Raw genomic sequence first — 13550 nt, forward strand, 5'->3', positions numbered from 1 at the left:
GGCCCGTGACCGCACACGTTCACCCACGGCAGACCCTACTGCCCGCGGCGCCGTTCCTCAGCGGACGACGGAGGGCTTCAGCCAGTTCCGCATGACGTCGAGGAGATGGTCCACGTCCACGGGCTTCGGCACGTAGTCCGACGCGCCCGCCTCGAGGCTCTTCTCCCGGTCGCCCTTCATCACCTTCGCGGTGATCACGATGATCGGCAACTCGGCGAACTGCGGCATCTTCCGGATGGCGGAGGTGGTGGCGTAGCCGTCCAGGCCCGGCATCATCACGTCCATCAGCACCAGCGCCACGTCGGGGTTGCGGTGCAGGAGGTCGATGCCCGCCTGCCCGTCCTCGGCGTACAGGACGTCCATCCCGTAGCCCTCCAGAACGCTGGTGAGCGCGAACACGTTCCGGACGTCGTCGTCGACGATCAGCACCTTGCGGCCCGACAGCACGGTGTCCAGGAAGTCCGCGGGAGGCTCCGCCAGCATGCCTTCGACGGCCCGGTCGGGCTCCGCGCGGCGCCGCGCGCGCACCGGGCGCCGCTCGCCCCGCCGGCCGGTCTCGGGCGCCGCGGGCGCGGCCTCCGCGGCGGGCGCGGCGCCCTCCGCGGCCTCCGCCGCGTCCTCGGCCGGGGCGATCGCCGGGACGTCCGGCTCGGCCACCGCGCCGTCCTGCGGCGCCCTGCGGCGCCCGTCGGACTCGCTGTACTGCGCCGGCAGGTACAGCGTGAACACGCTGCCGTGCCCGGGCTTGCTCTCGGCGTGGATCTCCCCGCCGAGCAGCCGCGCGATGTTCCGGCTGATCGACAGGCCGAGGCCGGTGCCGCCGTAGCGGCGGCTGGTCGTCCCGTCGGCCTGCTGGAACGCCTCGAAGATCACCTGCAGCTTGTCGGCGCTCACCCCGATCCCGGTGTCGATCACGCGGAACGCGATGACGTCCGGGGTGTTCCACAGCGCCGGCAGCGTGAAGTCGATGTCCCCGGCGCGCTCGATCAGCAACCGGACCTCGCCCTCGGCGGTGAACTTCACCGCGTTCGACAGCAGGTTCCGCAGGACCTGCTGCAGCCGCTGCTCGTCGGTGAACAGCGTCCCCGGGACGTCCGGGGCCACCTCCACGCCGAACTGCAGGCCCTTGTCCTGCGACAGCGGACGGAACGTCGCGTCCACGTAGTCGACCAGAGCCGGCACCGACAGCCGCTGCGGGTGCAGCTCCATCTTCCCGGCCTCGACCTTCGCCAGGTCCAGGATGTCGTTGATCAGCGTCAGCAGGTCCGTGCCCGAGTCGTAGATCGTCTGCGCGAACTCCACCTGCTTGTCGGTCAGGTTCCCGCCCTGATTCTCCGACAGCAGCTTGGCCAGCACCAGCAGGCTGTTCAGCGGCGTGCGCAGCTCGTGCGACATGTTCGCCAGGAACTCCGACTTGTACCGCGACGAGATCGCCAGCTGCTCGGCGCGCTCCTCCAGCGTCCGCCGCGCCTGCTCGATCTGGTAGTTCTGGATCTCGATCGCGCGGTTCTGCTGCGCCAGCAGCGCCGCCTTCTCCTCCAGCTCGGTGTTGGAGTGCCGCAGCTCCGCCTGCTGCCGCTGCAGCTCGTCCGACCGCTCCTGCAGCTCCGAGGCCAGCCGCTGCGACTCGGCCAGCAGCGCCTCGGTGCGGGTGTTGGCGCTGATCGTGTTCAGCGTCACCCCGATCGTCTCGATCAGCTGGCTGAAGAACGCCAGGTGGACGTCGGTGAACCGGCCGAACGACGCCAGCTCGATCGCGCCGAGGACCGTCCCCTCGAACACGATCGGCAGCACGATGATGTTGACCGGCGACGCCTCGCCCAGCCCGGAGCCGATCTTGACGTAGTCGGCGGGCGCCTCGGAGATCAGCAGCGGCCGCCGCTCCTGCGCGGCCTGCCCGACCAGGCCCTCCCCGAACGCGAACCGGACCGTGCCCTTCTGCGTCCGCCGCCGCGTCCCGTACCCGGCGATGAGCGCCAGCTCGGTCTCCTCGCCGGAGGGCTCCGCGAGGTAGAACGCGCCGTACTGCGCGCTCGCCGTCGGCGTCAGCTCCCGGATGATCAGGTTGGCGACCTGCTGCAGGTCGCGGTGGCCCTGCATCATCCCGCCGATCCGCGCGAGGTTCGACTTCAGCCAGTCCTGCTGGTCGTTGGCGCGGGTCGTCTCCCGCAGCGTCGCGACCATCAGGTTGACGTTGTCGCTCAGCTCCGCGACCTCGCCGCGCGCCTCCACGGTGATGGTGCGGGTCAGGTCGCCCTCGGCGACCGCGCTCGCGACCTCGCCGATCGCCCGGACCTGCGTGGTCAGGTTGCGGGCCAGCTCGTTGACGCTCTCGGTCAGCCGCTTCCAGGTGCCCGAGACGCCCTCGACCTCCGCCTGCCCGCCGAGGCGCCCCTCGCTGCCGACCTCGCGGGCCACGCGGGTGACCTCGGAGGCGAACGACGACAGCGTGTCGACCATCGTGTTCAGCGTCGTCTTCAGCTCGAGGATCTCGCCCTGCGCGTTGACGTCGATGCGGCGCGTCAGGTCGCCGTGCGCGACGGCCGTCGCGACCTGCGCGATGTTGCGGACCTGGTAGGTCAGGTTGGACGCCATGCCGTTGACGTTGTCGGTGAGGTCCTTCCACATGCCGCCGGCGCCCGGCACGATCGCCTGGCCGCCGAGCCGCCCCTCGGTGCCGACCTCCCGCGCCACGCGGCTGACCTCGTCGGCGAAGGCCGACAGCGTGTCGACCATCGTGTTCAGGGTGTCCTTCAGCTGGAGGATCTCGCCCTGCGCGTCGACCTCGATGCGGCGCGTCAGGTCGCCCTGCGCCACCGCCGTCGTCACCTTCGCGATCCCGCGGACCTGCATGGTGAGGTTGTTCGCCATGCCGTTGACGTTGTCGGTGAGGTCCTTCCAGACCCCGCTGACGCCCGGGACCCGCGCCTGGCCGCCGAGCCGTCCCTCGGTGCCGACCTCGCGGGCGACGCGGGTCACCTCGTCGGCGAACGCCGAGAGGGTGTCGACCATCGTGTTGACGGTGTCCTTGAGCTCGAGGATCTCGCCCTGCGCGTCAACAGTGATCTTCTTGCCGAGGTCGCCCTGCGCGACCGCCGTGGTGACCTGCGCGATGTTGCGGACCTGGAACGTCAGGTTCGACGCCATGCCGTTGACGTTGTTCGTCAGGTCCTTCCAGACGCCGCTCACGCCCGGCATCCGCGCCTGGCCGCCGAGCCGTCCCTCGGTGCCGACCTCGCGGGCGACGCGGGTCACCTCGGAGGCGAACGCCGACAGCGTGTCCACCATCTGGTTCACCGTCAGCTTCAGCTGCAGGATCTCGCCCTGCGCGTCGACGGTGATCTTCTTGCCGAGGTCGCCCTCGGCGACGGCCGTCGTGACCTGCGCGATGTTGCGGACCTGGTACGTCAGGTTGTTCGCCATCGCGTTGACGTTGTCGGTGAGGTTCTTCCAGACCCCGCTGACGCCCTGCACCCGCGCCTGGCCGCCGAGCTGCCCCTCGGTGCCGACCTCGCGGGCGACGCGGGTCACCTCGTCCGCGAACCGCGACAGCTGGTCCACCATCGTGTTCACGGTGAGCTTGAGCTCCTGCAGCTCGCCCGTCGCCTCCACCGTGACCTTGCGGGTCAGGTCGCCCTTCGCGACGGCCGTGGTGACCTCGGCGATGTCGCGGACCTGCGCCGTGAGCCGGCCCGCCATCGCGTTCACCGCCGCCGTGACGTCCCGCCACCGGCCGGTCATGCCCCGCGACGGCGCCTGCCCGCCGAGCCGCCCCTCGGTGCCGACCTCCCGGGCGAACTGCGTGACCTCCCAGGTGAACTGGTCGAGCAGCTCCACCATGCCGTTCACCGACCGCGCCATGCGCAGCAGCTCGCCGCGCATCGGCCGGCCGGCGACCCGCAGCTCGACCCGCCGGCTCAGGTCCCCCGCGGCGACGGCCTCCACCACCTGGTGCATCCCGAGGGAGAGGTCCGTCAGCTTCGCGATGATCGCGTTGGCGTCGTCCACCGCCCCCGCCCACGAGCCCTTCAGCGTGCCGGTGGTCAGCCGCCCGCCCAGCCGGCCCTCCCGGCCGATCTCCCGGCGGACGCGGGCCAGCCCCGCGTTCAGCTCGCTGCCGTTCTGCCGGATCTCCTCCAGCAGCGCCCCGGCCACCGCCACGGCGCCCTCGCCGGGCAGATCCAGCTCGGCCTTGGCCTTCCCGTCGCGCACGGCGACCAGCGCCTTCAGCAGGGGGGCGAGATCGGCGTCGCTGTAACGCGGCGTGGTGTCGCGCGACCCGCCGGAGCGGGCGCGAGACGCGGTGCGCGGCATGCTATTCATCCTCCTGGCCCGCGTTCGTGGGGTACCGGATGCCACTGACTCCTTCTCCGGGCCTTTTCCGGCCGCTTCGGGCGGCCTCCCGGCCGCATCTGTACTCTACGTTGCCGGACGGCCCGGAGCCCGAATCACACTCTGCCGGTCAACGGACGGTAACGACCGCGCATCCGTGCACGTAGTCTTCGCACGTAGTCTTCGTGTTACGGTCTGTCGTGTCGTGGCCGGGGGCTCGACGTCCCCGGGCTCGGAGGTGCGGTGCGGCCCCGGCGCGCGGCTCTTCTGGCCGGGCGGTCGAGCAGTCTGTCACGATAGCCAGACCCGGGTAGTGGACGCATCGAACGAGGGACGACAGTTGGATCGGCAGACGGCGTCGGCCACCTTCCCGTCCGCCGCGGCGGCGGTCGCGGACGCGCGCCGGTTCGTCCGGAAGGTGCTCGCCGACTGGGGCATGGACGAGATCTCCGACGACGCGATCCTGGCGACCAGCGAGCTGGCCACCAACGCGATCGCCTACGCGGGGACGTCCTTCGAGGTCACCTGCCGGCTCGAGGGCGACGACGTCGAGATCGAGGTCCGCGACCGGCACCCCACCCGCGGCATCGAGATGCCCGGCGTCACCGCGTCCAGCGGGCGCGGCCTCCCGTCCATCGCCACGCTCGCCGACTCGTGGGGCGTCTCCTACGACCGCCGCACCAAGGGCGTGTGGTTCCGCCTCCCGCGTCCCGGCGCCGAGGCACGGGACGAGGACGACCGTGAGCCCGCCGGTGAGCCCGTCCGCGAGGACGCCCCGGGCCCCGAGACCGCCGAAACCGACCGGGGCGCGCCGCGCGCCGAGCCGGCCGCCGCCCGTCCGGCCGACGCCCCCGTCGACCTGACGGCCGCGGACGAGAGCGGCACGGACGAGAGCGGCGGGGACCGGGCCGCGGCGTCCCCGAACGGCGCCGCGGCGCTGCGCGACCGCCTGCGCGAGCGCGCCGCGCGCCCCCGCGAAGCCGACCCGGCGGCCGACGCCGCGGTGGCCGCGGACGCGCGCGTCGCCGGCGAGGGCGTCGGCGAGGTCCCCGCCGACGGGGCCCGGCTGCTCCGCTCGCCCGCCGCCGTCGAGTCCATGCAGGACGGCGTCGCCGCCGTCCGGGAGATGCTGGGCGCCGAGGGCGCGGCCATCCTACTCACCGAGCGCGACGGGCGGCTCATCATGGGCGCGTCCAGCGGCACCGCCGCCGAGCTGCCCCTCGGCGAACTGTCGGTCGCCGGGCTCGCCCCCGCCGTCCGCGCCGGATCCCCCTGGGTCGCCGTGGACGCGGCCGACCCGATCGCCGTCGCCCTGCGGGCCAGTTCGGTCACGGCCGCGCCCCTGGAGTCCCAGGGGCGCCTCACCGGCCTCCTCGTCGCCGTCTCCACCGCCCCGGGCCGCTTCACCCAGAGCGACGGGGCCCGGACCGGACGGCTCGCCGAAGAGCTGTCGCTCTCCCTGGAGAAGGCCCGGGTCGGCGAGCTGGAACGGTCCTGGCGCGGCTGGCTCAGCTTCGTCGCCGAGGCCAGCGACCTGCTCGCCGGCACCCTCGACCAGGAACGCACGATGGCGCTCGTCGCGCAGCTCGTCGTGCCCCGGCTCGCCACCTGGTGCGCCGTCTACACCGTCGCCGAGGCCGAACCGGCCCGGCTCGCCTACGTCTGGCACGCCGACGAGGACCGCGCCGACGGCCTGCGCGCCCTGCTCGACGAGGCCGGGCCCGCCCCCGCCATGGACGTCCCCGGGCCCTGGCACGGCTTCGCCGAGGCGCCCGAGGACGTCCGCGCCGCCGCCGGCGACACCGCCGCCGACCAGGTCTACGCGTTCCCGCTGATCGCGCGCGGGCGGCGCATCGGCACCATCCTCATCGGCCGCCCCGCCGGCGACCGCTTCGCCCGCAGCGCCATCGAGCTGGCCGAGGAGCTCAGCCGCCGCGCCGCGCTCGCCGTCGACAACGCGCGCCTGTTCTCCGCCCAGACCGCCATGAGCAGCGCCCTGCAGCGCAGCCTCCTGCCGCCCGCGATCCCCGAGATCCCCGGCCTCGAGGTCGCCGTGGTGTACGAGCCGGCGGGGGAGGGCAGCGAGGTCGGCGGCGACTTCTACGACGTCTTCGAGAGCGGCCCCGGCGACGGCGCGCCCGCGCTCGACGACGCCGCGCCCGGACGCTGGCGGTTCGCGATCGGCGACGTGTGCGGCACCGGACCGGAGGCCGCCGCCGTCACCGGACTGGCCCGCCACGCGCTGCGGATCCTCGCCGCCGAGGACATGTCCGTCCCCGACGTGCTCGGCCGGCTCAACCGGCTCATCCTCGGCGAGGGGGAGCGCGGACGGCTGCTCACCCTGCTGCACGGCGAGATCATCGCCCGCCGCGCCCGCGACGGCGTGACCATCCGGCTGTCCAGCGCCGGGCACCCGCCGCCGCTGATCCTCGACCCGGACGGCGGCGTCCGCGAGGCCGCGTCCTCGCAGCCGCTGCTGGGGGTGTTCGACGACGTCGACTTCCAAACCGATACGGTCGAACTCCGCCGCGGGGAGGTGCTGCTGTGCGTGACCGACGGCGTCACCGAGCGACGTTCCGGCGGACGGCTGCTCGGGGACGGCAACGGGCTCGAGCGGCTGCTGGCCGGCTGCACCGGGCTCAGCGCGGGGGCCGTCGCCGCCCGCATCCAGCGAGCGGTGCGCGACTTCGGCCCCGAGCCGTCGAACGACGACGTTGCCCTGATAGTTCTGCGGGCGTCATGATGGAGACCAACGATCGGTAAGGTGGGGTGGCGTGGGGCTTGCCTTGCACACGACACGACAGGACGGCCGCGCGACGATCACCGCGCGCGGTTCCATCGACCTGAACTCCTCCGATGAGCTGCGCTCACGGCTGACCGAGCTCGTCGACGCGGGGGAGCGGGCCGTCGTGGTCGATCTCGCCGCGGTCGACTTCTGCGACTCGTCGGGCCTGAACGTCCTCGTCCGCGCGTACAAGCACGCGCGGGCGCAGAACGCCACGCTCACCGTCACCGGTGCTTACGGACGGGTCGAGAACGTCCTGCGGACGACCGGCCTGGACCGCTTCCTCATGGAAGACGCGCCGGAGGAGACGGCGTCCGACGGTGGACGGTGACCGGCACACCGAGGACGGGCACACGGGAGTTCGGGACATGACGGAGCGGGACCCGATGCAGAACGGCGAGCGGGCGGAGTGACCGACCCGATGACCGAGACCACGCTGCGCGCGGCGCCGCAGACCGAGGCGGTCGAGTACGCGCGCCGCCTCGCCGCCCGCACCATGCGCACCTGGGCCCTCATGGAACGCGAGGAGCTCGTCACCGCCATCGTGGCCGAGCTGGTGGCCAACGCCGTCCGGCACGCCGGGACGGCGCTGGAGCTGCGGCTGCTGCGCGGCGCCGGGCGGGTCCGCGTCGAGGTCCGCGACCGCGCCGCCCAGCTGCCCCGCCTCACCGTCCCCGGCCCCCTGGACGAGTCGCACCGCGGCCTGTTCATCGTCGACCGCTTCGCCACGTCCTGGGGAGCCGACCCGGTCACCGGCGGCAAGGTCGTCTGGGCCGAGGTCAGCATCTGACGGACGCCCGGAACGACGGCGCCCGGCGATCCCGCGGAGGGACGGCCGGGCGCGCGCGCACGAGGCTCAGACGGACTTGCGGTACAGCTCGGCGACCATGAACGCCAGGTCGAGCGACTGCCCGCGGTTCAGCCGCGGGTCGCAGGCCGTCTCGTACCGCTGGTGCAGATCGTCCTCCACCAGCCCGTGGCCGCCGCCGACGCACTCGGTCACGTCGTCGCCGGTGAACTCGATGTGGATGCCGCCCGGGTGCGTGCCGAGCGCCCGGTGCACCTCGAAGAAGCCCGCGACCTCGTCCAGGACGTCGTCCAGCCGGCGCGTCTTGTGCCCGCTCGGCGCCTCGAACGTGTTCCCGTGCATCGGGTCGCACACCCACGCCACCGGGGCGCCGCTCTGGTGCACCTTCTCGATCAGCGGCGGCAGCGCGTCCCGGATCTTGCCGGCGCCCATCCGGGTGACGAACGTGAGCCGCCCCGGCTCGCCGTCCGGGTTCAGCCGGTCGATCAGCGCGAGCGCGTCGTCGGCCGTCGTCGTCGGCCCCAGCTTGACCCCGATCGGGTTGCTGATGTGCCGGAGGAACTCGACGTGCGCGCCGTCCAGCTGCCGGGTGCGCTCACCGATCCACAGGAAGTGCGCCGACACGTCGTACGGGCGGCCGCTCAGGCTGTCGATCCGGGTCAGCGCCCGCTCGTACTCCAGCAGCAGCGCCTCGTGGCTGGAGTAGAACTCCACGCCGTGGAACTCGTCCGGGTTCACCCCGCACGCCTTCATGAACGTCAGCGCCCGGTCGATCTCGCCCGCGAGCCGCTCGTAGCTGCGTCCCGCCGGGCTCTGCTGGACGAAGTCGCGGTTCCAGGTGTGCACCTGCCGCAGGTCGGCGTACCCGCCCTTGGTGAACGCCCGGCACAGGTTCAGCGTCACCGCGGAGCAGTGGTACGCCTTCAGCAGCCGCTGCGGGTCGTTGCGGCGCGACTCGGCGTCGAACGCGAACCCGTTGACGGCGTCGCCCCGGTACGCGGGCAGCTCCACGCCGCCCCGCGCCTCCACCGGCTTGGACCGCGGCTTGGCGAACTGCCCCGCCATCCGCCCGATCTTCACGACCGGGACGCTGGCGGCGTAGGTGAGCACGACCGCCATCTGCAGCAGGGTCTTCAGCTTGTTCTTCACGGCGTCGGCGTTCGATCCCTCGAACGTCTCGGCGCAGTCGCCGCCCTGCAGGACGAACGCCTCGCCGCGGGCCACGTCCGCGAGCCGGTCCTTGAGCTGGTCGCACTCACCGGCGAAGACGAGCGGCGGCTGCGCGGCGAGCTCGGCCGCGACCGCCCGGACCTCGTCCGGATCGTCCCATTCGGGCTGCTGGAGGGCGGGGAGGGAGCGCCAGGCGTCCAGATCCCCAGAGGGCGTGGAAGTACTCACGTGGAAAGGCTATGGCACGGTCCGCCGCGGCGGGGCCATCCGCCCGGGACGGACGGCACCTCCGGCCCCGAACGCGAACCGGGCGGCCCCGTTCGGGACCGCCCGGTGACGTTTCTCGGACCGTGGGGACGGGCCGCGGCCGCCGCTCACGCGGCGCGGCTGCCGGCACCGGCCCGCACGGGGCCCCGCACCGCGGCGTGCGCGTCCGCCAGCGCCCGGCGGCCGCTCAGGTCCGTCTCGTTCGCGAGCTGCCGCAGGCGCCGCAGCGACCGGTCGGTGATCTGCCGCACCCGGTTGTGGCTCAGGCCGTACCGGGCGCCGATCTGCGCGTACGACAGCGGCTGGCCGCTGTCCATCCCGAACCGGGCCCGCAGGATCGCGGCCTCCCGCTCCGGCAGCCGGTCCAGCAGCCGCGCGAGGCCCTCGATGTCGTCCAGCGCGAGGATCTCCGCCTCGGGCGTGACGGCGTCGGGATCCTCGAGCAGGTCGCCCATCGGCGTCTCGCCGGCGTCGTCGACGGTCGCGTCGAGGCTCGCCGGGTCGCGCCGCCAGCGCAGCAGCTCGTCCACGTGCTCGGCGTCGGCGCCCACCGCCCCGGCGAGCTCCTCGCGGGTGGGCTCGCGGCCCAGCTCGCGGCCGAGCTGCCGCTCGGCGCGCCGCAGCCGGGAAAGCTCCTCCTCCACGTGGACCGGCAGCCGGATCGTGCGGGCCGTGTGACTCAGCCCGCGCCCGATCGCCTGCCTGATCCACCACGTCGCGTACGTGGAGAACTTGAAACCGCGGCGGTAGTCGAACTTCTCCACCGCCCGCATCAGCCCCAGGTTCCCCTCCTGGATGAGGTCGATGAGGGGCAACGAGTCGGTCGGGTATTTGCGGGCGATCGAGACCACGAGCCGCAGGTTCGCCTCGACGAAGCGCTGCTTCGCGCGCAGCCCCGCCGCGGTCAACTCCTCCAGCTCCTCGCGGGACACGCCCTCGGGCACGTTCCCCTCGGCGAGGAGCTGTTCGGCGTACAGGCCCCCTTCGATCGCCTTCGCCAGATCGACCTCTTCCTCCGCGTCCAGCAGGGGGGTTCGGCCGATCCGGTCGAGGTACGCCCCGACAAGGTCCTTGTCGGTGACGTCGACCCTGTCGCCCTTGGTACGGGTTGCAGCCATCCTGACCCTTCTCCGGTGCGATCTCCCTATGGGGACAACGCTAATTACCGCTCTGTGATTCCCAGCGGGGGAATACTCCGAGGCTGTAAGCCGCTCTACGGACCTGATACCCCGACTGAGGAGAATCCGACATGGCGACCGTGAACCTGACCGTCGACAACTTCGACGAGGTGGCCCAGGGCGACGGGATCGTGCTGGTCGACTTCTGGGCGTCCTGGTGCGGCCCCTGCCGCCGGTTCGCGCCCGTGTACGAGAAGTCGGCGGGCAAGCACGACGACATCGTGTTCGGCAAGGTCGACACCGAGGCCGAGCCCGAGCTGTCGGAGCGCTTCGGCATCTCCTCGATCCCCACGCTGATGGCCATCCGCGACGGCGTGATCGTCTTCGCGGAGCCCGGGGCGCTGCCCGAGCAGGTCCTGGAGAACGTCATCGAGCAGGTCCGCGGGCTCGACATGGACGACGTCCGCGCCCGGATGAAGTCCTGACCGACGCCGGCGAAGTGCCCCTGTGCGGGCGGACGCGTACGGGCGGACCATACGGGCGCACGTGTGCCGATGGAGGAGCATGTGCCGGTGGGAACGGCCGGTGGCGTCCGGCCGTTCCCCGAGGCCGGCCGTGACGGACGCGCCGGGTGGCGAGCGCGGCGCCCGCCGGGTGACGGGACGGGGACGCCCGACCGAAGCCGCGGCGGCACGATGGCAAAGAAGGCCGCCGCGCCGCCCGTTCCGCCCGGTGGATGGACGATGATGGACGGATGCTCGTCGATGTCGTGCCATACCTGGTGTGCCCCGTGTGCGGAGCGGACCTCGCGTTGACGGACGGCCGGCTGCACTGCCCGTCCGGACACGCTTTCGACATCGCACGGCAGGGCTACGCGAACCTGCTCCCCGGCAACGCCCGCCCCGGCACCGCCGACACCCCGGAGATGGTCCGGGCGCGCGCCGAGTTCCTGGGCGCCGGCCACTTCGCCCCGATCGTCGACCGGCTCGCCCGGACGGTCGCCGCGTCGCCGGACGGCCCGGGCTGCGTCCTGGACGCGGGCGCGGGCACCGGCTACTACCTGGCCCGCATCCTCGACCGGACGCCCGGCGCCGTCGGCCTCGCGATCGACATCTCCAAGCACGCCGCGCGCCGCGCCGCCAAGGCGCACCCGCGCGCCGGCGCGGTCGTCGCCGACCTGTGGCGCCCGCTGCCGGTGCGGGACGGCGCCGCCGACGCCGTCGTCAACGTGTTCGCCCCCCGCAACGCCGCCGAGTTCCACCGCGTCCTGCGTCCCGACGGGCCGCTGTTCGCCGTGACCCCCTCCCCGGGGCACCTGGGTCCGCTCGTCGAGTCGCTCGGACTGATCTCGGTCGACGAGCGCAAGACCGAGCGCACCGACGCCGCGCTGGCCGGCTACTTCAAGCCGGACGGCCGGGAGCGCCTGGACACGGAGGCCGTCCTCACCCACGAGGAGATCACCACGCTCGTGGGCATGGGGCCGAGCGCGCACCACGTACCGGAGGAGGTGCTCCGGGAACGCCTCGGACCGCTACCCGATCCGCTGCCGGTTCCCCTCTCCTTCGTCCTGTCCGCCTACCGGCGCCTCGAATAGCCGCGCGGGAGCGGTCCCCGCAAAGGTGAGCGACACCTGCGGAACCTCGCCCGGCTCCATCGGATCCCCGACGTGGGGGAGACCGTGCCGCCCGTACGCGAACGACGTGGAGACGGACCGGACCGTCCCGGCGAGGATCACCCGCTGCAGCGCCTGCCCCGCCCGCAGCCACTCGGCGGGGGAGTCGCCTCGCGTCGCGAGCAGCGCCCGCCGGACCCCGTCGCGGGGACCGGCCGGCAGGACGTGGAGCCTGGCGCCCTCCAGCCGTGCCGCCTCACCGAGCTCGTTGACGGCCGCCGCGGACGGCCGCCGTCCCGCGACCGGAGGGGCGAACGGGCGCAGCGTCGCCGCGTAGAGCAGCCGTTCCTCCCGGGTCACCCGGTGCCGCCCCACGAGCCGGACGGTCGCCAGCAGCGTCGGCCGCTCGACGTCCGGCAGGAGGCGCACCACGGGCGCGTGCCCGAGTTGCGCCGCGGCGAGCCGCACGTTCACCAGGACCGCGCCGCTGCCGAGATGGAGCCCGCGCCCGCCCGGATCGTCAGTAGGGCGGAACCTGCCGCGGTCGGCGTGGACCTCGATCAGGCCCGGCACGACCTTCAGCCGCCATGCGTGCACGTCATGGATCGTCGGCCCCATGGTCGCCGCGACCACCAGACGTTCCGCCGAAGCGCGGATTCCGACGGGCACACTCACGAGGCGCTCCTCCTCACTCCGGCCGGTTCCTTGCCGGGCCGGACCGCGGGCCCGCACCGCCCGACCGTCCGAACCGCCGGAAACCGACCGAACCACCGGAACGGGACGCTCGGGAGCACGGGCCTGCGACGGTACCGCAAGCGTGACCTCGCGCACATAGGTTGTGAACTGGGGTTAAGAAGGGATGAAACGGTTCGGCGGGAGCGCTGTCGAGGAGAGTGGCGCGCGGGTCTGATTTGACGGTCCGACAAGGGCGCTCTAATGTTCTTTCTGCCCCGAGGGGATGCAGAACGCCGCAAGGCGGTCGGCCCCGGGGACGTCGGGACACGGATAACGGTTCGAGTCACGCTCGAGCTGCTGTACCATGGAACGACACGCCCGGAACGGGATGCAGGACGCCGACAGGTGGCCGGCCCGCAGGGCACTCCCACGAGACGATCGAGCGGACTCCGCGTCCGCGACATTGCCGCGCGGGACGGACAAGCCTCCGACGAACGAATCGATCTTGATCGGTCCGCTTGACACCGGAAGCGAGTCTGGTAAGTTAGAAGGGTTGCCCCGGAGCGAGGGCCGCGAGAGCGGGTCCGAGCGCGGTGGGTGTCCGTTTCTTGAGAACTCAACAGCGTGTTAAAAGCCAGTGCCTTTAACGATTCGGCCGGCAGGCCGGATCACCCCCGAGGCCCTGCACCTCCGTCAGGGGATGTAAGGCTGGGGATTTCTTTGAGGCAAGCACCCGAGTGGTGCATTGCCGGGATTGTTTCCAAGGTTTGGCTCTTCGGGTTC

The 13550-nt window shown here is 72.7% G+C and carries 9 protein-coding genes; 5 read left to right on the forward strand and 4 right to left on the reverse strand.

Annotated features, from left to right (window positions below; translation table 11 throughout):
• Positions 1-57: 57 nt before the first annotated feature.
• Positions 58-4314 carry a HAMP domain-containing protein gene (locus H505_RS0111655; protein ID WP_051300550.1) on the reverse strand — a complete coding sequence of 1419 codons (4257 nt, stop codon included), beginning with the start codon at positions 4312-4314 and terminating at the stop codon, positions 58-60.
• Between the two features lie 358 nt (positions 4315-4672).
• On the opposite strand from H505_RS0111655, the gene H505_RS0111660 reads away from it, so the two are divergent.
• From H505_RS0111660 to H505_RS0111675, 3 genes are all read left to right on the forward strand, one after another.
• On the forward strand, positions 4673-7075 hold the full coding sequence (locus H505_RS0111660) for a SpoIIE family protein phosphatase (protein ID WP_026402132.1): 2403 nt from the start codon (positions 4673-4675) through the stop codon (positions 7073-7075).
• Positions 7076-7106: 31 nt separating this feature from the next.
• Positions 7107-7448 (forward strand): STAS domain-containing protein, encoded by a 342-nt coding sequence (locus H505_RS0111665; protein ID WP_026402133.1) that lies wholly within the window; start codon positions 7107-7109, stop codon positions 7446-7448.
• Positions 7449-7538: 90 nt separating this feature from the next.
• Complete coding sequence (locus H505_RS0111675; RefSeq protein ID WP_034517645.1) at positions 7539-7907, forward strand: ATP-binding protein; 369 nt, start codon at positions 7539-7541, stop codon at positions 7905-7907.
• Between the two features lie 66 nt (positions 7908-7973).
• Here the strand turns inward: H505_RS0111675 and H505_RS0111680 are convergent, their stop codons facing one another.
• Both H505_RS0111680 and H505_RS0111685 read right to left on the reverse strand, forming a co-directional pair.
• Positions 7974-9323 carry a class II 3-deoxy-7-phosphoheptulonate synthase gene (locus H505_RS0111680; protein ID WP_026402135.1) on the reverse strand — a complete coding sequence of 450 codons (1350 nt, stop codon included), beginning with the start codon at positions 9321-9323 and terminating at the stop codon, positions 7974-7976.
• Positions 9324-9469: 146 nt separating this feature from the next.
• The gene (locus H505_RS0111685) at positions 9470-10480 is read right to left on the reverse strand and encodes a sigma-70 family RNA polymerase sigma factor (RefSeq protein ID WP_026402136.1); all 1011 of its coding nucleotides are present in this window, start codon (positions 10478-10480) and stop codon (positions 9470-9472) included.
• A 131-nt stretch (positions 10481-10611) separates the two neighbouring features.
• On the opposite strand from H505_RS0111685, the gene trxA reads away from it, so the two are divergent.
• Together trxA and H505_RS0111695 are read left to right on the forward strand one after the other, a co-directional pair.
• Positions 10612-10965 carry a thioredoxin gene (gene trxA / locus H505_RS0111690; RefSeq protein ID WP_026402137.1) on the forward strand — a complete coding sequence of 118 codons (354 nt, stop codon included), beginning with the start codon at positions 10612-10614 and terminating at the stop codon, positions 10963-10965.
• Between the two features lie 269 nt (positions 10966-11234).
• A complete protein-coding gene (locus tag H505_RS0111695) occupies positions 11235-12074 on the forward strand; it encodes a putative RNA methyltransferase (RefSeq protein ID WP_026402138.1) in 840 nt (279 codons plus the stop codon).
• On the opposite strand, the gene H505_RS0111700 is transcribed toward H505_RS0111695, so the two are convergent.
• Positions 12012-12767, reverse strand: coding sequence for a nitroreductase family protein (locus H505_RS0111700; protein WP_026402139.1), 756 nt, complete (start codon positions 12765-12767; stop codon positions 12012-12014). The two genes, H505_RS0111695 and H505_RS0111700, sit on opposite strands and share 63 nt — an antisense overlap.
• Between the last annotated feature and the right edge of the window lie 783 nt (positions 12768-13550).

The sequence above is a fragment of the Actinomadura rifamycini DSM 43936 genome, from assembly GCF_000425065.1.
Taxonomy (GTDB): domain Bacteria; phylum Actinomycetota; class Actinomycetes; order Streptosporangiales; family Streptosporangiaceae; genus Spirillospora; species Spirillospora rifamycini.

Excerpts from the sequence above, each read along its gene's own strand:
- H505_RS0111695 (WP_026402138.1), top strand. The coding sequence starts at position 11,235 with ATGCTCGTCGATGTCGTGCCATACCTGGTGTGCCCCGTGTGCGGAGCG.
- H505_RS0111685 (WP_026402136.1), bottom strand. The coding sequence starts at position 10,480 with ATGGCTGCAACCCGTACCAAGGGCGACAGGGTCGACGTCACCGACAAG.
- trxA (WP_026402137.1), top strand. The coding sequence starts at position 10,612 with ATGGCGACCGTGAACCTGACCGTCGACAACTTCGACGAGGTGGCCCAG.
- H505_RS0111655 (WP_051300550.1), bottom strand. The coding sequence starts at position 4,314 with ATGCCGCGCACCGCGTCTCGCGCCCGCTCCGGCGGGTCGCGCGACACC.
- H505_RS0111675 (WP_034517645.1), top strand. The coding sequence starts at position 7,539 with ATGACCGAGACCACGCTGCGCGCGGCGCCGCAGACCGAGGCGGTCGAG.